Genomic DNA, 20,672 nt, shown 5'->3' with positions numbered 1-20,672 from the left:
GGAGGTTCACTGATATGTTGTACGATAAATCCCTTGAGAAGGATAACTGTGGTTTCGGCCTGATCGCCCACATAGAAGGCGAACCTAGCCACAAGGTGGTGCGTACCGCTATTCACGCACTGGCCCGTATGCAGCACCGTGGCGCCATCCTTGCCGATGGTAAAACCGGCGACGGTTGCGGCCTGCTGCTGCAAAAACCCGATCGTTTCTTCCGCATCGTGGCGGAAGAGCGCGGCTGGCGTTTAGCCAAAAACTACGCTGTCGGCATGCTGTTCCTGAATCAGGATCCTGAAAAAGCGGCCGCCTCACGCCGCATCGTCGAAGAAGAACTTCAGCGTGAAACCCTGTCCATTGTCGGCTGGCGCGATGTGCCAACTAACGAAGGGGTACTCGGTGAAATCGCCCTCTCCTCGCTGCCTCGTATTGAACAGATTTTTGTTAACGCGCCTGCGGGCTGGCGTCCGCGTGATATGGAACGCCGTCTGTTCATCGCACGCCGCCGCATTGAAAAACGTCTTCAGGACGATAAAGAGTTCTACGTCTGTAGCCTCTCGAACCTGGTGAACATCTATAAAGGTCTGTGTATGCCGGCCGATCTGCCGCGCTTCTACCTGGACCTGGCGGACCTGCGTCTGGAATCGGCCATTTGCCTGTTCCACCAGCGCTTCTCCACCAACACCGTACCTCGCTGGCCGCTGGCTCAGCCGTTCCGCTATCTGGCGCACAACGGCGAAATCAACACCATCACCGGTAACCGCCAGTGGGCCCGTGCCCGTACCTATAAGTTCCAGACCCCGCTGATCCCGGACCTGCACGATGCCGCGCCGTTCGTGAACGAAACCGGCTCTGACTCCAGCTCCATGGATAACATGCTGGAGCTGCTGCTGGCAGGCGGGATGGACATCGTGCGCGCGATGCGTCTGCTGGTGCCACCGGCCTGGCAGAATAACCCGGATATGGATCCGGAGCTGCGCGCGTTCTTCGACTTTAACTCCATGCACATGGAGCCGTGGGACGGTCCGGCGGGCATCGTCATGTCCGACGGTCGCTTCGCTGCCTGTAACCTGGACCGTAACGGCCTGCGTCCGGCGCGCTACGTGATCACCAAAGATAAGCTCATCACCTGCGCCTCTGAAGTGGGGATCTGGGATTACCAGCCTGACGAAGTGGTTGAGAAAGGACGCGTCGGTCCGGGCGAGCTGATGGTTATCGATACCCGCGGCGGCCGTATTCTGCACTCTGCGGAAACCGATAACGATCTGAAAAGCCGTCATCCATACAAAGAGTGGATGGCGAAGAACGTGCGTCGCCTGGTGCCGTTTGAAGATCTGCCGGACGAAGAGGTGGGCAGCCGTGAAATGGACGACGATACGCTTGCGAGCTTCCAGAAGCAGTTCAACTACAGCGCGGAAGAGCTGGACTCGGTTATCCGCGTTCTGGGTGAAAACGGCCAGGAAGCGGTCGGCTCCATGGGTGACGATACCCCGTTTGCCGTGCTTTCAAGCCAGCCGCGTATTATTTACGACTACTTCCGCCAGCAGTTTGCGCAGGTAACCAACCCGCCGATCGATCCGCTGCGTGAAGCCCACGTCATGTCGCTGGCCACCAGCATTGGCCGCGAAATGAACGTCTTCTGCGAAGCCGAAGGCCAGGCGCACCGTCTGACCTTTAAGTCGCCGATCCTGCTCTACTCTGACTTCAAACAGCTCACCACCATGACCGAGGAGCACTACCGTGCCGACACGCTCGACATTACGTTCGACGTGACCGAAACCAACCTCGAAGAGACGGTAAACGCGCTGTGCGACAAAGCCGAACAGATGGTACGTAACGGTACCGTTCTGCTGGTGCTGTCCGATCGCAATATCGCAAAAAATCGTCTGCCGGTGCCTGCGCCAATGGCGGTAGGCGCTATCCAGACGCGTCTGGTGGATAAGAGCCTGCGCTGCGACGCCAACATTATCGTGGAAACCGCGAGCGCCAGAGATCCGCACCACTTTGCCGTGCTGTTAGGCTTTGGCGCCACGGCGATCTACCCGTACCTGGCCTACGAAACGCTGGCCCGCCTGGTGGATACCCGCGCCATCGATAAAGACTACCGCGCGGTGATGCTGAACTACCGTAACGGCATCAACAAAGGCCTGTACAAGATCATGTCCAAAATGGGCATCTCGACCATTGCCTCCTACCGCTGCTCGAAGCTGTTTGAAGCGGTGGGTCTGCATGACGATGTGGCCAACCTCTGCTTCCAGGGCGTGATCAGCCGTATCGGCGGCGCCGGTTTTGCTGACTTCCAGCAGGATCTGGTGAACCTGTCTAAACGCGCCTGGCTGGCACGTAAGCCGCTGGATCAGGGCGGTCTGCTGAAATACGTTCACGGCGGCGAGTATCACGCCTACAACCCGGACGTGGTGCGCACGCTGCAGCAGGCGGTGCAGAGCGGCGAATACAGCGATTATCAGCAGTACGCTGAGCTGGTAAACAACCGTCCGGCGGCGACGCTGCGCGATCTCATTGCCCTGAACCCGGGTGACGAGGCTGTCAGCATCGACGACGTTGAGCCTGCCTCTGAGCTGTTTAAACGCTTCGATACCGCGGCGATGTCAATCGGCGCCCTGAGCCCGGAAGCCCACGAAGCGCTGGCGGAAGCCATGAACAGCATCGGCGGCAACTCGAACTCCGGCGAAGGTGGCGAAGATCCGGCGCGCTACGGCACCAACAAAGTGTCGCGTATCAAGCAGGTGGCATCCGGTCGCTTTGGCGTAACGCCTGCGTACCTGGTTAACGCCGACGTCATTCAGATTAAAGTCGCTCAGGGTGCTAAACCGGGCGAAGGCGGCCAGCTGCCGGGTGATAAAGTCACCCCGTACATCGCCAAACTGCGCTACTCGGTACCGGGAGTGACGCTGATCTCCCCGCCGCCGCACCACGATATTTACTCTATCGAGGATCTGGCGCAGCTGATTTTCGACCTGAAGCAGGTCAACCCGAAAGCGATGATCTCCGTGAAGCTGGTTTCCGAGCCGGGCGTCGGCACCATTGCGACCGGCGTAGCAAAAGCCTATGCGGATCTGATCACCATTGCTGGCTACGACGGTGGTACCGGCGCAAGCCCGCTCTCCTCCGTGAAATACGCGGGTTGCCCGTGGGAGCTTGGTCTGGTGGAAACCCAGCAGGCGCTGGTCGCTAACGGCCTGCGTCACAAGATCCGTCTGCAGGTGGACGGCGGCCTGAAAACCGGCCTCGACATCATCAAGGCAGCGATTCTGGGCGCGGAAAGCTTCGGCTTCGGTACCGGCCCGATGGTCGCGCTCGGCTGTAAATACCTGCGTATTTGCCACCTGAACAACTGCGCAACCGGTGTTGCAACCCAGGACGAGAAGCTGCGTAAGAACCACTATCACGGCCTGCCGTTCAAGGTGACCAACTACTTTGACTTCATCGCCCGTGAAACCCGCGAGCTGATGGCGCAGCTGGGCGTGAAGCGTCTGGTGGATCTGATTGGCCGTACCGACCTGCTAAAAGAGCTGGAAGGCTTCACGGCGAAGCAGCAGAAGCTTGAGCTGAGCAAGCTGCTGGAAACCGCGCAGCCGCACCCAGGCAAAGCGGTCTACTGCACCGAGAAAAACCCGCCGTTCGACAACGGCGTGCTGAACGCGCAGCTGCTGCAGCAGGCGAAGCCGTATGTTGATGAGAAGCAGAGCAAAACGTTCTGGTTTGATATCCGCAATACCGACCGCTCCGTGGGCGCATCGCTCTCCGGCTACATCGCGCAAACGCACGGCGATCAGGGGCTGGCAGCGGATCCGATCACCGCGCACTTCAGTGGTACGGCGGGTCAGAGCTTCGGCGTGTGGAACGCCGGCGGCGTTGAGCTTATCCTTACCGGCGATGCCAACGACTACGTCGGTAAAGGCATGGCGGGTGGTCTGCTGGCGGTGCGTCCTCCGGTCGGTTCGGCATTCCGCAGTCACGAGGCCAGCATCATCGGTAACACCTGCCTTTACGGCGCGACCGGCGGTCGTCTGTTTGCCGCGGGCCGTGCGGGCGAACGTTTTGCAGTGCGTAACTCCGGTGCTATCACCGTGGTGGAAGGCATTGGCGATAACGGCTGTGAATACATGACGGGCGGAATTGTGTGCGTCCTGGGTAAAACCGGTGTGAACTTCGGCGCTGGCATGACGGGCGGTTTTGCTTACGTCCTGGATGAAGACGGCGAGTTCCGCAAACGCGTGAACCCGGAGCTGGTGGAAGTGCTGGACGTTGATACGCTGGCCATCCACGAAGAACACCTGCGCGGCTTAATTACCGAACACGTGCAGCATACCGGTTCTTCGCGCGGCGAAGAGATCCTGGCGAACTGGCCGGCGTTCTCAGCGAAATTCGCGCTGGTTAAGCCGAAGTCCAGCGATGTTAAAGCCCTGTTGGGTCACCGTAGTCGTAGCGCAGCAGAGCTGCGCGTGCAGGCGCAGTAAGGAATTCAGATGAGCCAGAACGTATACCAGTTTATCGACCTGCAGCGTGTTGATCCGCCTAAGAAACCGCTGAAGATCCGTAAAATTGAATTTGTAGAAATCTACGAGCCGTTTTCAGAAGGCCAGGCCAAAGCGCAGGCAGACCGCTGCCTGTCCTGCGGTAACCCTTACTGTGAGTGGAAATGTCCGGTCCATAACTACATCCCTAACTGGCTGAAGCTGGCTAACGAAGGACGTATTTTTGAAGCCGCCGAGCTCTCTCACCAGACTAACACCCTGCCGGAAGTGTGCGGCCGCGTGTGCCCGCAGGACCGTCTGTGTGAAGGCTCCTGTACGCTGAACGACGAGTTTGGCGCGGTGACCATCGGTAATATTGAGCGCTATATCAACGATAAAGCGTTTGAGATGGGCTGGCGCCCGGATATGACCGGCGTGCGTCAAACCGACAAGCGTGTGGCGATAATCGGTGCAGGCCCTGCTGGCCTGGCCTGCGCGGACGTCCTGACCCGTAACGGCGTGAAGGCGGTGGTCTTTGACCGTCATCCGGAGATCGGCGGCCTGCTGACCTTCGGCATCCCGGCCTTCAAGCTGGAGAAAGAGGTGATGACCCGCCGCCGTGAAATCTTTACCGGCATGGGCATCGAGTTCAAGCTGAACGTGGAAGTGGGCCGCGACGTGCAGCTCGACGATCTGCTGAAGGATTACGACGCCGTGTTCCTGGGCGTGGGCACCTATCAGTCGATGCGCGGCGGTCTGGAGAACGAAGAGGCACCAGGCGTGTATGATGCCCTGCCGTTCCTTATCGCCAACACTAAGCAAATCATGGGCTACGGCGAAACTGCCGACGAGCCGTTCGTCAGCATGGAAGGCAAACGCGTGGTGGTGCTGGGCGGCGGTGATACTGCGATGGACTGCGTGCGAACCTCCATTCGTCAGAATGCGGCACACGTGATCTGCGCCTATCGTCGTGACGAAGAGAACATGCCAGGCTCTAAACGCGAAGTGAAGAACGCGCGTGAAGAGGGCGTCGAGTTCCAGTTCAACATCCAGCCTCTGGGTATTGAAGTGAATGCTAACGGCAAAGTAAGCGGCGTGAAGATGGCGCGTACCGAGATGGGCGCGCCGGATGCAAAAGGCCGTCGTCGCGCGGAGATCGTCGCAGGCTCCGAACATGTGATCCCGGCCGATGCCGTGGTAATGGCGTTCGGTTTCCGTCCTCACAGCATGGAGTGGCTGGCGAAGCACAGCGTTGAGCTGGATTCACAGGGCCGCATTATTGCGCCAGAAGGCAGCGACAATGCGTTCCAGACCAGCAATCCAAAAATCTTCGCCGGTGGCGATATCGTTCGCGGGTCTGACCTTGTGGTAACGGCGATTGCCGAAGGTCGTAAAGCGGCTGACGGTATACTGAACTACCTGGAAGTGTAATAAAAAAGCCCGGTGATAAACCGGGCTTTTTTTTGGATTATTTCTTAAGAAGCTGCCACGCCAGGTCAGTCTCGAGCGCGGTTTGATCCGCAATATGGCTAAACGCGCTGTCATTCAGCACCGGGAAAATGGTTACGGTAAAATTCATTTGCTGACCAACGGGAATCTGACCGTTTTCAACCGCCACGACGGCCTCGTTATTGCGGATAAACAGTGATGATCCACTATCATTATCCGGCGTAAAGTTCACCTGATCCGTTGTTTTCCCTACGCTGTAGCTTTTACCATCAAGCGTCAGGTTGCTGACTTTAATCGCCACACCGCCGTTCTGACCGAACTGAAAACGCCCTTTCTGGCCAGAAGCCCCCTGCAACAGGGTCGCCATCTGCTGCTTTTCCGGGCAATAAACGCTGACGTTAATGTCTTTTTCCGGCATTTTGTTCCAGCTTTGCTGACTGGAAATGATGTTGTCACGCCGCATCTGATGGTAATCCACAATCTGCTGAGAGAGCGTTAACTGGCATTCTTCAGCATAAGAAAGCCCTGGTAAAGCAAGCAGCAATAGCGCAGCCAGACGTTGAAGGTTCATCGACATACTCCGTTCACTTCCTCATAAAACGCGTCTTCGTCATGCTTTTCAGGAAGTGCGAACTCAAGCCTGCACAGACGTTGGTTGTCATCATTAATGGCATACAGTGCAGCGACCCGGTCGGCATCGTTCAGGAAGACATGCCCGTCATCAACGACCGTCACTATGTAGTTATCTTTGTCATCCACTACGGACAGCCCCTTCGTCAGCGGCTTACCGTCCGCCTGTTTGATGCGTAACATCACGCGGCGGCTGTTCAGTACCTTGAAGCTCACTTCGCTTACCGAACCATGTGCAGCAGCAATATATTTGGTACCGTTTGCCAGGGTCATGCTTTGCGGTAACTTGTTCGCATCCACTTCGATGCGCGAGTTACGCCACTCCGTCAAACCAGGAATAACAGCCTGGCCCCAGCGGTCGGTCCAGACGGTACCCTGCGGCGTGGTAATTTCTACACCCGCTTTCGGCTCGCTCAGTCTGGCAATCGCGAAGGTATCCTTGATGGAATACGGCGAGAAGGTGACGCCGTTTTTATGCATCGCAATGCCGCCGGACAGGGTAGCATTGTAGTTACGCTGGTTATCACCGCTGGTTCCCCCACCTACGCTCAGCTGGGTGTAATGCAGGTTGGTATTGACGTTACCGTTAAAACTGTTTTCCTTTGTTTCCTGGTCACGATCGGCAGAAATATAGTAGTTGGTGTCACTACCCAGCGAGCCGCTGTTTGCCAGGCCGTAGCTGGTGCTGTCGCCCTGCTTGCGCATGTAGGAGCTCAGGCTCTGCGAACCGCCTAACGGAATGCTGAGGTTGATGTAGAGCAGATCGTCGTCCTGGTCATCATCGGTGCTGCCCACTGCGCTTTGCCAGTTCACGTTGATCGAAGCGTATTTGAAGGTTTTCCCCCATGTAAGCAGTAAATAGCGAGAATCCTCACCCTCTCCTGCCGCCTGGTTGTAGCTCAGACCAGCACTAAAAGCCCCGGCAAGCTGAGAAGACCAACGCACGTTGCCCGAATAACTGTTGTCGTAACCCTCGTAATCATCATCCATCGCATCCGCCAGTTCGCGGTAATCACCGCTGTAGTGCGCCACGCTGGCAGACAGGCCGACGTTCTCGGTCAGCGAGTAATCGCTCTGTAATTCGTTTTTGATACCGTTATCGCTGTCGCCAAAGTGCGCCTTGCTGGCGGCCATGCTGGTGGAGACGTTCCAGCCATCGGTGACCATAAACTCCGTGCGCGCCCCTGCCGCCTGGTAATCCTCCGCCACCACGCCGGAGGCAAGGAGGTTCATCCAGGGGAAAATTCGCCAGCCATCGGATACGTTGAACACCAGCGGATCGCTGTAGTCGCTGTCAATGCCGCGTACCTGGCCTGCCGAAACGGTCAGCCCGTTTGGTCTTGACAGGTTTCGCGCTTTTACGGATGCGGCGGGAACAATGTAGTGGTTGCTCGAACCGTCAGACTCGACAACGGTGACGTCCAGATCGACGTTATTGCGCACCATGGGCACATCATCAAGGGTAAACGGTCCCGCTGGCACCAGGGTGTTAAAGATAAGTCGCCCATTCTGGCGAACCTCAACGCGCGCCTGGGAGGTACGGGCAATACCGGATACGCTCACCCCGGTACTGTCTTTCTGTAAACCGCTGGTCGGCATTAACTGCACACCCGTGATGGGAATGCCGCTTAGCACATCGGACATGGCGTTAACTTCCCCCACCTGCATGGTCAGGCGCTGGGGAACAAATACGTGTTCGGCGTATGTGTAAATACTCTCTGCGTTTCGGTTGCCGTCATCGTCCGTCAGGATATAGCGGCTGCGCAGAGACCAGTCCATCGCGTTAAATCCCGCCTCCAGGCTTGCCTGTGAGTAACGGTTACTGCTGCCATCGCTGCCGCTGTAGTCGCTTTTGGTGCTGAATAACGAGTAGTTAAGCATGCCTGCCGTGCCGCCATGCTGGAAGTTTTTCACATCAGCGCTCAGGCTGTTAAGCGCTTCCGGTGGCAGATAAAGCTCGACCGTCTCCTGGTTTGGCAAAGGGTTAATCACTGCCTGAGCATAATCGCTGCGAAGATCGTGGCAGGTTTCGTTTGCCTTTATGGGAACCGGCATGAGGCCAGCGAATTCCAGGAAGTCGTTATCAACGCACATCGTACCGTCTTCACTGAAGCGTACGGCTGCCGTTCCGCGATTGTTGCCGTTCACTTTGACCGAAACGGAGTGCGTCCCCGGTAAAAAGCGTGGGGCTTCAGCAAAGTAGCGGTTCAGATCGATACCCAGCCCACGGGATTTGAGGATATCGGTATCAAACGTTACCTCCCTCGCGTGGAGGGAGGGGGCATCAAGAAGCATCAGAGGTATTGCGCTATAAATCACAGCGCGCACAAAAAGTGCAAGTTGGCTTTTTTTACGCACTGCCATAATCCTTTATTTATTCAGATCCGCAATAAAACTGGGGACTTCAACGCCATAGCGGCTGGCAGGGAAAAATTTCACTTTGTTATTGCCGCTGACGGATTTACCCATCGAAACCGTCATGGTTTCGCCAGGTAAAATGTAGGTTTTAGCCAGCACGCCGCTGGTACCCGATGGTTGCAGCACCACGTTCTGCGCCAGGCGTACAACATACTTACTCGGGTTTTTTACCGTGACGGAGGTGCCGGAGGCGGTCCAGTCGAGGAACTTCCAGGCATCGGTCACCACTGCCAGCTTCGCCGGGCGAATGAGCACGGGAAGGTCCTGACGAATATTGATGCCAATTTTCACTTTGTTGTCATCGCTCTTCGGCGGGATACCTTCAAAGGTCACACGCTTGTAGTGCTCAACGTCTAGCGGTTTGCTGGTTTGCAGGATGAAGCGCAATTGCTGAGTCTGACCGGGCTCGAGTCGCACCACGGGCTGAGTGGTGACGAGTTTGAGGCCCTTGTCATCTGGCAGATCCACCACGTCGGTGTACAGCAGCGAAGGATGGCTGTCGGTATTTTTAACGTTGATGGTGCCGCTGTGGGTCGCTTCATCAATAACCAGCAGACTGGTTTCTGGAACCATGCCTGCGGCGTGCGCAGTAAACTGTGCCGTGAATAAGGCGGCTACGGCGAGCGTTTTAAATAAAACATTTTTAGAGCATGTCATAGGTATATTCCTTGAAAGCACTACTTAACACTCCGTGTTTATGGCGCTTCTTTATGAGGGAAAAAGCTTTCCCTCTGCATTAAATTTAACTCACTTTAAATTCGAAAGGATTAGAGATATTTAAGGCTAATCGTTAGCTGACCATCCAGTCGGGTATCATCGGTAATGGCAAGCGTTGCGGTATTTTGAATAGCCAGAGACGTTACCAGCGGAAATGTTGCTGTCTGAAAAGCGAGCGGGTCAACAGTTCCTGATAATGCGACGGTAATATTGCGATTATTTTCGCCCTGGCTGGAGCCATCAGTACTTTTAGCCCAGGTCGATGAACCATTCTGCTGATATATGGGATCCACCGATTTGCCGTCTGCAGTAATGCTGTTCACCTTCATGAACATGGCATAAGAGCCAATGTTTACCGTGCCCGCTTTTCCGACACCGTATGTCTGGTTAGTTGCACTCTGCGCGCCTCCCGTGAATGTCCCGGCAGACACGGTTAAACCCGCGTTAGAATCGGCTCGATCGTCTATCATATTCCAGGCAACTTTTGTTGCTGCCGTGCAGGTAATAGTAAGATCGATATTCCTTTGGCCAAGCTGGTTAACGGTTGTAGATGACAATTCACCTAAGCGGATGTTGCCGTAGTCCACCACACCGCCATTGCTAAATTCGGGGGTACAGGCCGAGCTCGTCAGCGTACCTTTGATTTTCAGTATCGCGGTTTCAGAGGCAAACGTCGAATTTACGCAAAGGAAGAATGTTGCTGCCAATAGAATCTTTTTCATGAGTTAATCCTTAACTTATGAGATATAGCCAATACAATATCGACGTAAACCATCCCTGCCTGTCGTTATCATCCCCTATGCAGAAAGCATGCCGCGATAATATAGAAATCTTAAATACATGCAATTTAGGTTTATTAATTATTCTTTTTAGATTTACTCAAACAATAGGTAGGATATATAAAAAAGCACACTCAAGCTCTTTATAGCCTATTTTTATTCATAGTATTTATTGATTAAGCGAGATTATAAAGATTACATCTTTATTCCATCACCTCTCTTATATGGAATAATGCATTGCATTGTCTTAATTTTCAACAAACCTATACATGATAAAAATATTCTCCCAACGGGTAACGAACTGTCTTTATCCATAAAAAAATCCAGCCGACTGACGAGGGCTGGATTTTATAAGGGATGAGTCGTTATTTTACCACTCTGAGAGCAGGACGCCCCCCGCGTGGCGGCGGATCGTCATCCGGATCGTTATCATCCTGCGTATCGGGTTTGTCCCCGTCAATAACGGACATCACCGTGTCGCTTTCGCGCGCCTCGGCTGCATCGTCATCGTTCAGGCTGGCAACGTCTTCATCGTACGCCGCTTCCGGCTCAAACATGGTGCCTGCACCGTTTTCACGGGCGTAGATAGCCAGTACCGCGGCCAGCGGTACGGAAACCTGACGCGGCACGCCGCCGAAACGCGCGTTAAAGCGCACTTCGTCGTTTGCCAGCTCGAGGTTACCGACGGCGCGTGGCGCAATATTCAGTACAATCTGTCCGTCGCGTGCGTATTCCATTGGAACCAGCACGCCCGGCAACGTCACATCCACAACCAGGTGCGGCGTGAGCTGGTTATCCAGCAGCCATTCATAGAAGGCGCGCAGCAGATACGGACGGCGTGGTGAAAGTTGTGACATTTCCACAGTCATTAGCCTCGGCCGAGACGCATTTCACGTTCCGGTTCAGTTAAGGATGCCAGGAAAGAGTCGCGTTCAAATACGCGAGTCATGTAGCCTTTCAGCTCTTTGGCGCCAGGGCCGCTGAACTCAACGCCCAGGGTTGGCAGACGCCACAGCAACGGTGCCAGGTAGCAGTCTACCAGGCTGAACTCATCGCTCAGGAAGAACGGCTTTTGACCAAATACCGGCGCAATCGCCAGCAGCTCTTCACGCAGCTGTTTACGTGCAGCATCCGCTTCTGAAGAGGAACCGTTAACGATAACGTTCATCAGCGTGTACCAGTCTTTCTCGATACGCTGCATGTACAGGCGGCTTTCACCACGCGCAACAGGATAAACAGGCATCAGCGGCGGATGCGGGAAACGCTCATCCAGGTATTCCATAATGATACGGGATTCCCACAGGGTCAGCTCGCGATCCACCAGCGTCGGTACGCTTTGGCTCGGGTTGAGATCGATCAGATCCTGAGGCGGGTTATCCTTTTCCACATGCTCGATCTCAAAACTGACACCCTTCTCGGCCAGCACGATACGAACCTGATGGCTATAAATGTCAGTAGGACCAGAAAACAGCGTCATTACCGAACGTTTGTTGGCAGCGACAGCCATGAAAACCTCCAGGTATATTCAGAATTTTTACTGCTACCAGCCCAACGGGGCCAGCCAGATGAAGTATCGCCCATCCCAGAGAAGACACATTGTTCAAGAATCGAACAAAAATCGAGTATTCACCGATATTTGGGCAGAAAATTGGATGATAGTTTACCAGATTTTGATGGCTTTGTGGTGAGGGGATGCCGGAAATGTGGAAAAAGAGAAGATATATGAAATGTTACTGTGGATAACCTGCGCATTATCCATAAAAAAACCCGCCGAAGCGGGTTTTTCGCCAATCGTTCTGCGTGAGCAGAAGGGATTAACGTTTGGAGAACTGTGGACGACGACGTGCTTTACGCAGACCTACTTTCTTACGTTCAACCTGACGAGCGTCACGAGTAACGAAGCCAGCTTTACGCAGTTCAGAACGCAGGGATTCGTCGTACTCCATCAGAGCGCGGGTGATACCGTGACGGATCGCACCTGCCTGACCGGAGATACCACCACCTTTAACGGTGATGTACAGATCCAGTTTTTCTACCATATCAACCAGTTCCAGCGGCTGGCGAACTACCATGCGGGCAGTTTCGCGACCGAAGTACTGTTCCAGAGAACGCTGGTTAATTACGATTTTACCACTGCCCGGTTTAATGAAAACGCGAGCTGCGGAACTTTTGCGGCGACCAGTGCCGTAGTATTGATTTTCAGCCATTGCCTATAATCCCGATTAGATGTCAAGAACTTGCGGTTGCTGTGCCGCGTGGTTGTGCTCGTTGCCTGCGTAAACTTTCAGTTTACGGAACATAGCACGACCCAGCGGGCCTTTTGGCAGCATGCCTTTAACCGCGATTTCAATCACACGCTCAGGACGGCGAGCAATCATCTCTTCAAAGGTCGCTTCTTTGATACCACCGATGTGGCCGGTGTGGTGGTAGTACATTTTGTCAGTACGCTTGTTGCCGGTAACAGCAACTTTGTCAGCGTTCAGAACGATGATGTAATCACCGGTATCAACGTGCGGAGTGTATTCCGCTTTATGCTTACCGCGCAGGCGACGAGCCAGTTCAGTAGCCAGACGGCCCAGAGTTTTACCGGTCGCGTCAACAACATACCAGTCGCGCTGTACGGTTTCTGGTTTAGCTGTAAAAGTTTTCATTAAAAGCTTACCCAAATAATAAGTTACACGTTGGTGAACACCCAAACGTTTAGTCAGTTGAGGTTCACACGACAAAGTCCGGCAAACCTACCCCTTCGAATAGCACATGCCGACACATAGAAAGTTTCGGGAAAAAAACCTTCTCGTAACGTGGGGTCGCAAGATTATAGAGAAGTTGAGGTCAAAGATCGACCCTTAAATGTGATTTGGAATGGGTTTTTCGGGGGGCAAGTTTGTGCGGTCTGGCGCCCTCACCCCCAGCCCCTCTCCCACCGGGAAAGGGGGGCTTTTACGGCATGTGTTCAAGCTTCAGGTATTCCTCGCTTTGCATCTCCTGCAAACGCGACAGGCAGCGCTGGAACTCAAACTTCAGGCGCTCGCCCCGGTAGATGGCATATAAAGGCGCCTCGGCGCTGACCACCAGCTTGACGTGGCGTTCGTAAAATTCATCCACCAGCGCGATGAAGCGGCGCGCTTCGCTCTCCATCAGCGGCGTCATCACCGGCACATTCAGCAGCATGACGGTATGGAACAGGCGCGAAAGCGCGATGTAGTCATGCTGGCTGCGTGCATCCACGCACAGCGTGGCAAAAGAGACGGCCAGCGTCTGGTTCTCGACGCCCAGCGTCGGCAACGGACGATGGTTAATCTCCAGCTCCGGCGCGTTATCCCGCTTTTCGCCCGCCAGCGCCAGCCACAGTTTCTCCATCTCCCGGGTCGTGTCGTCGTTCAACGGCGAAAGCCACAGGTGCGCCTGCCTCAGCGTGCGCAGACGATAATCGACACCGGCATCGACATTCATAATGTCGCAGTGCTGCTTGATGGCATCAATGGCGGGGAGAAAACGCGCCCGCTGGAGGCCGTTGCGGTACAGTTCATCCGGCGGGATATTGGAGGTCGCCACCAGGGTGATCCCGCGCGCAAACAGCGCTTTCATGAGTCCCCCCAGCAACATGGCATCCGTAATATCGGAAACAAAAAACTCGTCAAAGCAGAGCACGTCCGTTTCAGCCTTGAAGCGGTCTGCTACGATTTCCAGCGGATCGGTTTCGCCCTGTAGCGCCGTCAGCTCCTCATGGACCCGCAGCATAAAACGGTGAAAGTGCAGACGCTGCTTACGCGAGCCGGGCAGGCTCTGGTAGAACATATCCATCAGCCAGGTTTTACCGCGCCCTACGCCGCCCCACATATATAAGCCGCGAACCGGTGCGTTTACCTGCGGCTCTTTTTTGCCCAGTAAACGGCCGAGTGCCGCCTTCAGCCCGCTGCTCTGCACCGCATCGGCGGGTTTAGCCTGAAGTTCATGGTAAATAGTGTCCAGGCGGTTAACCGCCTCACGCTGGACATCATCCGGCTGATGCGTGCCCTCACTCAGGGCCAGTTGGTAACGCGATGACGGGGACAGGTTTTGCATGATGTTATTGTTATTCCTTTAGTTAAACCTCATCAGCGGTCATGGCTGATGAAAAAAAGGCCGTTCTACACTACGCGATGATACGTCAGGATTCCACTTCTGCGGAAATAGCGGTTATAGTGGCATAATCAGGCACAGGCAGGAGCCGAGCCAACACCCTACGGAACAACAAGACAACGGGAGAAGTTCATGACCTGGGAATATGCGCTAATCGGTTTAGTCGTCGGCATCATTATCGGTGCCGTGGCCATGCGTTTCGGTAACCGCAAATTGCGTCAGCAGCAGTCATTGCAATACGAACTGGAAAAGAACAAAGCCGAACTGGAAGAATACCGCGAAGAGCTGGTCAGCCACTTTGCCCGTAGCGCCGAGCTGCTGGACAACATGGCGACAGATTATCGCCAGCTCTACCAGCACATGGCAAAAAGCTCCAGCAGCCTGCTGCCGGAAATGACCGCGGAAAGCAACCCCTTCCGCAATCGCCTGGCGGATTCAGAAGCCGGTAACGATCAGGCACCGGTGCAGATGCCACGCGACTATTCTGACGGCGCGTCCGGCCTGCTGCGCGGTGGCGTAAAACGCGATTAATCGCACAAGCTGAATAAATTTAACGGGCGCACCTTATGCGCCCGTCCTTTCTTCCCGTCCCCAGCTATTATTTAGTCAAACACCTCATTGTTCAGCGGTTGAAAATTCAATAACATCAAGATGTTTTTGGGGCCGTTCTTTTTCATTCCAGGATACGAGAGTCAGCATCGATGAAGAAAAAAAACCAGCTGTTGAGCGCCTTAGCGTTAAGTGTCGGGTTATCTCTCTCGGCGTCCTTCCCTGCCGGTGCGGCACTGCCTTCGCAGGTGCCGGGACAAAACGCTATCCCAAGCCTCGCGCCAATGCTTGAAAAAGTTCTGCCTGCGGTGGTCAGCGTTCAGGTGGAAGGGACGGCACGCCAAAGCCAGCGCATCCCCGAGGAGCTAAAGAAATACTTTGGCGATGACGCGCCCGATCAGCAGGCAACGCCGTTTGAAGGCCTGGGTTCAGGGGTGATTATCGACGCGGCCAAGGGCTATATCCTCACCAATAATCATGTGATCAGCCAGGCCGACAAAATCAGCGTCCAGCTGAATGACGGCCGGGAGTTCGACGCAAAACTGATCGGCGGCGACGATCAGAGCGATATCGCCCTGTTGCAGGTGCAAAAGCCCAGCAACCTGACCCAAATCGCTATTGCCGATTCCGACAAGCTGCGCGTCGGTGATTTTGCCGTCGCGGTCGGCAACCCGTTCGGCCTGGGCCAGACCGCCACCTCCGGGATTGTCTCCGCGCTGGGGCGCAGCGGCCTGAATCTGGAAGGGCTGGAAAACTTTATCCAGACCGATGCCTCCATCAACCGGGGCAACTCCGGCGGCGCGCTGCTTAACCTGAACGGCGAGCTGATCGGCATAAATACCGCCATCCTTGCCCCTGGCGGCGGCAGCGTCGGGATTGGCTTTGCCATCCCGAGCAACATGGCCAAAACGCTATCTCAACAGCTGATTCAGTTCGGCGAGGTTAAGCGCGGACTGCTGGGCATCAAAGGCATGGAGATGAGCGCAGATATCGCCAAAGCCTTTAACATTAACGTCCAGCGCGGGGCGTTTGTCAGCGAAGTACTGCCAAATTCCGGTTCGGCGAAAGCGGGCGTGAAGTCCGGAGACGTTATTGTCAGCCTGAACGATAAGCCGCTGAGCAGCTTCGCGGAGCTGCGATCGCGTATTGCCACCACGGAGCCTGGCGCTAAGGTGAAGCTGGGCCTGATCCGCGAGGGCAAACCGCTGACCGTGGAAGTGACGCTGGATAAGAGCACCTCCTCTTCCGCCAGCGCGGAACAGATCTCCCCGGCGCTACAGGGCGCAACGCTGAGCGACGGCCAGCTTAAGAACGGGACAAAAGGCATTTCCGTCACGGCCGTTGAGAAGAGTAGCCCGGCCGCGCAGGCGGGGTTACACCAGGACGACGTGATCGTTGGCGTGAACCGCACCCGCGTTCAGTCCATCGCCGAAATGCGCAAAGTGCTGGAGAGTAAGCCGGCGGTCATTGCCCTGCAAATTATCCGCGGCAACGATACCCTCTACATTTTACTGCGTTAACCATTTGCGACTCCGGGCATCGCCGCCGCGTGTGATGTCCGGATAACTCATGTTATGCTGCAAACCGTTCCTTTATTAACGACACACGCATCATGCTTTTAAAGCTCTTTCGTTCAATTGTCATTGGTCTGATCGTTGCCGGTCTGCTGTTAGTGGCTATGCCGTCTTTACGCCAGTTCAACAAACTGTCGGCACCCCAGTTCGACAGCGCGGATGAAACGCCTGCAACCTACAATCAGGCGGTACGCCGTGCCGCCCCCGCCGTGGTTAACGTCTATAACCGCGGGCTTAACAGTTCCGCTCATAACCAGCTGGAAATTCGCACGCTCGGGTCCGGGGTGATCATGGATGACCGGGGTTACATCATTACCAACAAGCACGTGATCAACGATGCCGACCAGATCATTGTCGCCCTGCAGGACGGTCGCGTGTTTGAAGCCCTGCTGGTGGGGTCGGACAGCCTGACCGATCTGGCGGTGCTGAAAATCAACGCTACGGGCGGTCTGCCCACTATCCCGATCAATCGCAAACGAACCCCGCACATTGGTGACGTGGTGCTGGCAATTGGTAACCCGTATAACCTGGGCCAGACCATCACTCAGGGGATTATCAGCGCAACCGGCCGAATCGGCCTGAACCCGTCAGGGCGACAGAACTTCCTGCAAACCGATGCCTCAATCAACCACGGTAACTCCGGCGGCGCGCTGGTGAACTCGCTGGGCGAACTGATGGGCATTAACACCCTTTCCTTCGACAAGAGCAACGATGGTGAAACACCGGAAGGGATTGGCTTTGCCATTCCGTTCCAGCTGGCGACCAAAATTATGGACAAGCTGATCCGCGATGGCCGCGTGATCCGTGGCTACATTGGTATCGGCGGGCGTGAAATCGCGCCGCTGCATACGCAGGGCGGTGGTATCGATCAGATCCAGGGGATTGTGGTCAACGAAGTCGCGCCTGGCGGCCCGGCGGCTAATGCAGGCATTCAGGTGAACGACGTCATCCTTTCCGTCAACGGTACGCCAGCGGTCTCTGCGCTCGAAACGATGGACCAGGTGGCTGAAATTCGACCGGGCTCTATCATCCCCGTCGAAGTCATGCGTAATGACAAGAAGCTGACGATTCAGGTCACCATTCAGGAATACCCGGCCACTAACTGACGGGCATAAAAAAACGGAGCGTAGCGCTCCGTTTTTTTTACCGGGACAAGATCACTTGTTAACGAATTCTTCGCCCAGGGTGATATCTTTTTTCAGCGTATCCAGCATGCCTTCCATCGCGTTTTGCTCAAACGCGCTCAGCGTGCCGATAGACTTACGCTCTTCAACGCCGTTTTTACCCAGCAGCAGCGGCTGAGAGAAGAAGCGCGCGTGCTCGCCGTCGCCTTCTACGTAGGCGCATTCAACCACGTTTTTCTCGCCCTGCAGCGCGCGAACCAGAGACAGGCCGAAACGCGCCGCCGCCTGGCCCATAGACAGGGTTGCAGAACCGCCACCCGCCTTCGCTTCCACCACTTCGGTGCCCGCGTTCTGAATACGTTTGGTCAGATCGGCTACTTCCTGCTCGGTGAAGCTCACGCCCGGGATCTGCGACAGCAGAGGCAGGATGGTCACACCAGAGTGTCCGCCGATAACCGGCACTTCCACTTCCGTTGGCTGCTTGCCTTTCAGCTCAGCCACGAAGGTGTTGGAACGGATGATATCCAGCGTAGTCACGCCGAACAGTTTGTTCTTATCGTAAACACCCGCTTTCTTCAGCACTTCCGCAGCGATGGCAACGGTGGTGTTCACCGGGTTGGTGATGATACCAATGCACGCTTTCGGGCAGGTTTCAGCGATCTGCTGAACCAGGTTTTTCACGATTCCCGCGTTGACGTTGAACAGGTCTGAACGATCCATACCCGGTTTACGCGCAACGCCAGCGGAGATCAGCACGACGTCGGCACCCTGCAGCGCAGGACGCGCATCTTCACCGGAGAAGCCTTTGATTTTCACAGCTGTCGGGATGTGGCTCAGGTCAACCGCCACGCCTGGGGTTACCGGAGCAATATCGTACAGGGAGAGTTCTGAGCCTGAAGGCAGTTGGGTTTTCAGTAGTAGGGCAAGCGCCTGGCCGATACCACCAGCAGCGCCGAGGACTGCAACTTTCATCCTAAACTCCTTATTATGGTTAACTTTAAGTATCTGTAACTCCGTTGCGGCGACCATAATTCAGCAAGTCATTAATTACAATTTTCGTAGCTAAAGAATTTGAGGTCGCGCGTCTTTCGCCTTCACCTGAATACTATCGGGCTGCGGGCAGCAACGAATTAAGAGGGGGTTACAATACACCCTGCCACACCACCAAAACAACATCATTTTGATAACATTTAATTTACTTTTAAGCTTATTTGCGCGGCGTGACCCAGGCATGTTTTCCGATAACGAAATCTGATAAAATCACTCCCTTTCATAACATTATTTCAGCCTACCCGCTGGCAGATTGTTTGCATAAAAATTCATCCACATGCATAATAATGTTGTTTCTACCGTCATATTCCGGGTGACTTATGCGAAGCTCGTCTAAGCAAGAAGAATTAGTAAGGGCGTTTAAAGCGCTACTTAAAGAAGAGAAATTCAGTTCTCAGGGAGAAATTGTTCAGGCGTTGCAGGAACAAGGCTTCGACAACATCAACCAGTCGAAAGTCTCCCGCATGTTAACCAAGTTCGGTGCGGTGCGTACGCGTAACGCTAAAATGGAAATGGTCTATTGCCTGCCTGCTGAACTTGGCGTGCCGACCACCTCCAGCCCGCTGAAGAACCTGGTTCTCGACATCGACTATAACGATGCGGTGGTGGTGATCCATACCAGCCCCGGTGCCGCACAGCTGATTGCCCGCCTGCTGGACTCGCTGGGTAAAGCTGAGGGGATCCTCGGCACCATCGCCGGTGACGACACCATCTTTACCACACCTGCTAACGGTTTCTCTGTTAAAGACCTCTACGAAGCTATTCTGGTTCTGTTCGAACAGGAACTGTAATTGCCCGCCCCGCAGCATTCGGCTGCGGGGATAATGCTGCCGCTGCCTCGTTTCACCCTGCTTTGCTCTGCCTTTTACTTTTGCATTTAGTGCTTTTTACCGCCCGTTAACATTCATCCAGTGAATAATCTGCCGCGAAATCGCACAAAAAATCAAATTCACCTATCCTGTTGATTCTCATTACAAAAAGCAGCTTTTGCGGCGCGATAGCCCCCTTTTTTATGCAATACGGTTATTAAAACCAACTTTTTTAACGCATAATAACAAGCGCAACCATTAGCCTGGTATTAATTTTTTGTGTGATTAGTGTATACTTGATTTTGTGATGAGGGTCACAGAACAAAGACCCCAGTAAAATAATTGACGAGGTAAATAATCATGAAAATCAAAACCACTGTTGCTGCCCTGAGCGTACTCTCTGTCCTGTCATTCGGTGCCTTCGCAGCCGACACTATTAACGCCGAGCAGGCACAATCCCGTCAGGCTATCGGGACGGTTTCTGTCGGTGCCATCGGTACTTCTCCGATGGACATGCACGAAATGCTGAACAAAAAAGCGGAAGAACAGGGTGCGTCAGCCTATCGCATCATCGAAGCGCGCAGCGGCGACCACTGGCACGCTACCGCAGAACTGTACAAGTAAACCCTCGTCGTATCTCATCATACGACTTGCCCCTGGCCTCCCGGTCAGGGGCTTTTTTATGGGTGACGCACATTGAAGCGTAGCTGCCCTTCCAGCTCCTCTTCCGCTTCATCAAATAACAAAATCAAGGCACCGAAGCGTCTGCGCTGTTTTTCAGGCAGATGGGTGAACTCGATTTCCAGCGGTAGCGGCAGCCGATCGCCGGTAACCACATCCCACAGCATATCCAGATTGCTCACGCTGTCCCGCTCCAGGTCGAACGCCCGAATAAACTCGCGATAGAAGTCTTCCTGACTGTCGATTTCATCAAAATCAAAGGTATAAATTTTCATTGCCAGCCACCCGGTACAGGCGG

18 protein-coding genes are annotated in these 20,672 nt (G+C 54.7%); 7 read left to right on the top strand and 11 right to left on the bottom strand.

The window, feature by feature from the left end; genetic code table 11:
- Nucleotides 1-14 precede the first annotated feature (14 nt).
- Both gltB and gltD read left to right on the top strand, forming a co-directional pair.
- A complete protein-coding gene (gene gltB / locus MOQ06_RS01260) occupies nucleotides 15-4,475 on the top strand; it encodes a glutamate synthase large subunit (protein WP_242170074.1) in 4,461 nt (1,486 codons plus the stop codon).
- 9 nt (nucleotides 4,476-4,484) lie between these two features.
- Nucleotides 4,485-5,903, top strand: coding sequence for a glutamate synthase subunit GltD (gene gltD, locus MOQ06_RS01255; RefSeq protein WP_176609372.1), 1,419 nt, complete (start codon nucleotides 4,485-4,487; stop codon nucleotides 5,901-5,903).
- Nucleotides 5,904-5,940: 37 nt separating this feature from the next.
- Here the strand turns inward: gltD and MOQ06_RS01250 are convergent, their stop codons facing one another.
- The 9 genes from MOQ06_RS01250 to zapE form a co-directional block, all read right to left on the bottom strand.
- A complete protein-coding gene (locus tag MOQ06_RS01250; RefSeq protein ID WP_242170071.1) occupies nucleotides 5,941-6,492 on the bottom strand; it encodes a hypothetical protein in 552 nt (183 codons plus the stop codon).
- Entirely contained in the window at nucleotides 6,489-8,915 is a 2,427-nt protein-coding gene (locus MOQ06_RS01245) for a fimbrial biogenesis outer membrane usher protein (RefSeq protein ID WP_242170068.1), read from the bottom strand. The genes MOQ06_RS01250 and MOQ06_RS01245 overlap by 4 nt, the downstream gene beginning before the upstream one ends.
- Nucleotides 8,916-8,921: 6 nt before the next feature.
- Nucleotides 8,922-9,626, bottom strand: coding sequence for a fimbria/pilus chaperone family protein (locus tag MOQ06_RS01240; RefSeq protein WP_148422342.1), 705 nt, complete (start codon nucleotides 9,624-9,626; stop codon nucleotides 8,922-8,924).
- A 110-nt stretch (nucleotides 9,627-9,736) separates the two neighbouring features.
- A complete protein-coding gene (locus MOQ06_RS01235) occupies nucleotides 9,737-10,408 on the bottom strand; it encodes a DUF1120 domain-containing protein (protein WP_148422341.1) in 672 nt (223 codons plus the stop codon).
- 422 nt (nucleotides 10,409-10,830) lie between these two features.
- On the bottom strand, nucleotides 10,831-11,328 hold the full coding sequence (sspB, locus tag MOQ06_RS01230; RefSeq protein ID WP_148422340.1) for a ClpXP protease specificity-enhancing factor: 498 nt from the start codon (nucleotides 11,326-11,328) through the stop codon (nucleotides 10,831-10,833).
- 5 nt (nucleotides 11,329-11,333) lie between these two features.
- Nucleotides 11,334-11,972 (bottom strand): stringent starvation protein SspA, encoded by a 639-nt coding sequence (gene sspA / locus MOQ06_RS01225; protein WP_014071978.1) that lies wholly within the window; start codon nucleotides 11,970-11,972, stop codon nucleotides 11,334-11,336.
- A 307-nt stretch (nucleotides 11,973-12,279) separates the two neighbouring features.
- Nucleotides 12,280-12,672 (bottom strand): 30S ribosomal protein S9, encoded by a 393-nt coding sequence (gene rpsI / locus MOQ06_RS01220; RefSeq protein WP_003860436.1) that lies wholly within the window; start codon nucleotides 12,670-12,672, stop codon nucleotides 12,280-12,282.
- A gap of 15 nt (nucleotides 12,673-12,687) precedes the next feature.
- Nucleotides 12,688-13,116, bottom strand: coding sequence for a 50S ribosomal protein L13 (gene rplM / locus MOQ06_RS01215; protein WP_003860434.1), 429 nt, complete (start codon nucleotides 13,114-13,116; stop codon nucleotides 12,688-12,690).
- 289 nt (nucleotides 13,117-13,405) lie between these two features.
- Nucleotides 13,406-14,530 (bottom strand): cell division protein ZapE, encoded by a 1,125-nt coding sequence (zapE, locus tag MOQ06_RS01210; protein WP_242170065.1) that lies wholly within the window; start codon nucleotides 14,528-14,530, stop codon nucleotides 13,406-13,408.
- Between the two features lie 189 nt (nucleotides 14,531-14,719).
- On the opposite strand from zapE, the gene zapG reads away from it, so the two are divergent.
- From zapG to degS, 3 genes are all read left to right on the top strand, one after another.
- Entirely contained in the window at nucleotides 14,720-15,118 is a 399-nt protein-coding gene (gene zapG, locus MOQ06_RS01205; protein WP_022649554.1) for a Z-ring associated protein ZapG, read from the top strand.
- Between the two features lie 170 nt (nucleotides 15,119-15,288).
- Nucleotides 15,289-16,656: a serine endoprotease DegQ gene (gene degQ, locus MOQ06_RS01200; RefSeq protein ID WP_148422337.1), complete on the top strand. Its 1,368-nt coding sequence runs from the start codon at nucleotides 15,289-15,291 to the stop codon at nucleotides 16,654-16,656.
- Nucleotides 16,657-16,748: 92 nt separating this feature from the next.
- Nucleotides 16,749-17,816, top strand: a complete 1,068-nt coding sequence (degS, locus tag MOQ06_RS01195; protein WP_148422336.1) for an outer membrane-stress sensor serine endopeptidase DegS — start codon at nucleotides 16,749-16,751, stop codon at nucleotides 17,814-17,816.
- 51 nt (nucleotides 17,817-17,867) lie between these two features.
- On the opposite strand, the gene mdh is transcribed toward degS, so the two are convergent.
- Nucleotides 17,868-18,806 carry a malate dehydrogenase gene (gene mdh, locus MOQ06_RS01190; RefSeq protein ID WP_023298737.1) on the bottom strand — a complete coding sequence of 313 codons (939 nt, stop codon included), beginning with the start codon at nucleotides 18,804-18,806 and terminating at the stop codon, nucleotides 17,868-17,870.
- Nucleotides 18,807-19,204: 398 nt separating this feature from the next.
- On the opposite strand from mdh, the gene argR reads away from it, so the two are divergent.
- On the top strand, nucleotides 19,205-19,675 hold the full coding sequence (argR, locus tag MOQ06_RS01185; RefSeq protein WP_148422335.1) for a transcriptional regulator ArgR: 471 nt from the start codon (nucleotides 19,205-19,207) through the stop codon (nucleotides 19,673-19,675).
- A gap of 378 nt (nucleotides 19,676-20,053) precedes the next feature.
- On the top strand, nucleotides 20,054-20,317 hold the full coding sequence (yhcN, locus tag MOQ06_RS01180; RefSeq protein WP_148422334.1) for a peroxide/acid stress response protein YhcN: 264 nt from the start codon (nucleotides 20,054-20,056) through the stop codon (nucleotides 20,315-20,317).
- A gap of 56 nt (nucleotides 20,318-20,373) precedes the next feature.
- On the opposite strand, the gene MOQ06_RS01175 is transcribed toward yhcN, so the two are convergent.
- A complete protein-coding gene (locus MOQ06_RS01175) occupies nucleotides 20,374-20,649 on the bottom strand; it encodes a barstar family protein (RefSeq protein WP_148422333.1) in 276 nt (91 codons plus the stop codon).
- Between the last annotated feature and the right edge of the window lie 23 nt (nucleotides 20,650-20,672).

Source organism: Enterobacter sp. I4 (assembly GCF_022669095.1).
Lineage (GTDB): Bacteria > Pseudomonadota > Gammaproteobacteria > Enterobacterales > Enterobacteriaceae > Enterobacter > Enterobacter pasteurii.
Note: the sequence above shows the minus strand (reverse complement) of the source record. Positions and strands in the feature narration are given on the sequence as shown.

Coding starts and splice junctions, on each gene's coding strand:
- MOQ06_RS01250 (WP_242170071.1), bottom strand. CDS start 6,492: ATGAACCTTCAACGTCTGGCTGCGCTATTGCTGCTTGCTTTACCAGGG.
- zapE (WP_242170065.1), bottom strand. CDS start 14,530: ATGCAAAACCTGTCCCCGTCATCGCGTTACCAACTGGCCCTGAGTGAG.
- yhcN (WP_148422334.1), top strand. CDS start 20,054: ATGAAAATCAAAACCACTGTTGCTGCCCTGAGCGTACTCTCTGTCCTG.
- argR (WP_148422335.1), top strand. CDS start 19,205: ATGCGAAGCTCGTCTAAGCAAGAAGAATTAGTAAGGGCGTTTAAAGCG.
- gltB (WP_242170074.1), top strand. CDS start 15: ATGTTGTACGATAAATCCCTTGAGAAGGATAACTGTGGTTTCGGCCTG.
- rplM (WP_003860434.1), bottom strand. CDS start 13,116: ATGAAAACTTTTACAGCTAAACCAGAAACCGTACAGCGCGACTGGTAT.
- MOQ06_RS01175 (WP_148422333.1), bottom strand. CDS start 20,649: ATGAAAATTTATACCTTTGATTTTGATGAAATCGACAGTCAGGAAGAC.
- degQ (WP_148422337.1), top strand. CDS start 15,289: ATGAAGAAAAAAAACCAGCTGTTGAGCGCCTTAGCGTTAAGTGTCGGG.
- mdh (WP_023298737.1), bottom strand. CDS start 18,806: ATGAAAGTTGCAGTCCTCGGCGCTGCTGGTGGTATCGGCCAGGCGCTT.
- gltD (WP_176609372.1), top strand. CDS start 4,485: ATGAGCCAGAACGTATACCAGTTTATCGACCTGCAGCGTGTTGATCCG.
- degS (WP_148422336.1), top strand. CDS start 16,749: ATGCTTTTAAAGCTCTTTCGTTCAATTGTCATTGGTCTGATCGTTGCC.
- MOQ06_RS01240 (WP_148422342.1), bottom strand. CDS start 9,626: ATGACATGCTCTAAAAATGTTTTATTTAAAACGCTCGCCGTAGCCGCC.
- rpsI (WP_003860436.1), bottom strand. CDS start 12,672: ATGGCTGAAAATCAATACTACGGCACTGGTCGCCGCAAAAGTTCCGCA.
- sspA (WP_014071978.1), bottom strand. CDS start 11,972: ATGGCTGTCGCTGCCAACAAACGTTCGGTAATGACGCTGTTTTCTGGT.
- zapG (WP_022649554.1), top strand. CDS start 14,720: ATGACCTGGGAATATGCGCTAATCGGTTTAGTCGTCGGCATCATTATC.
- MOQ06_RS01235 (WP_148422341.1), bottom strand. CDS start 10,408: ATGAAAAAGATTCTATTGGCAGCAACATTCTTCCTTTGCGTAAATTCG.
- MOQ06_RS01245 (WP_242170068.1), bottom strand. CDS start 8,915: ATGGCAGTGCGTAAAAAAAGCCAACTTGCACTTTTTGTGCGCGCTGTG.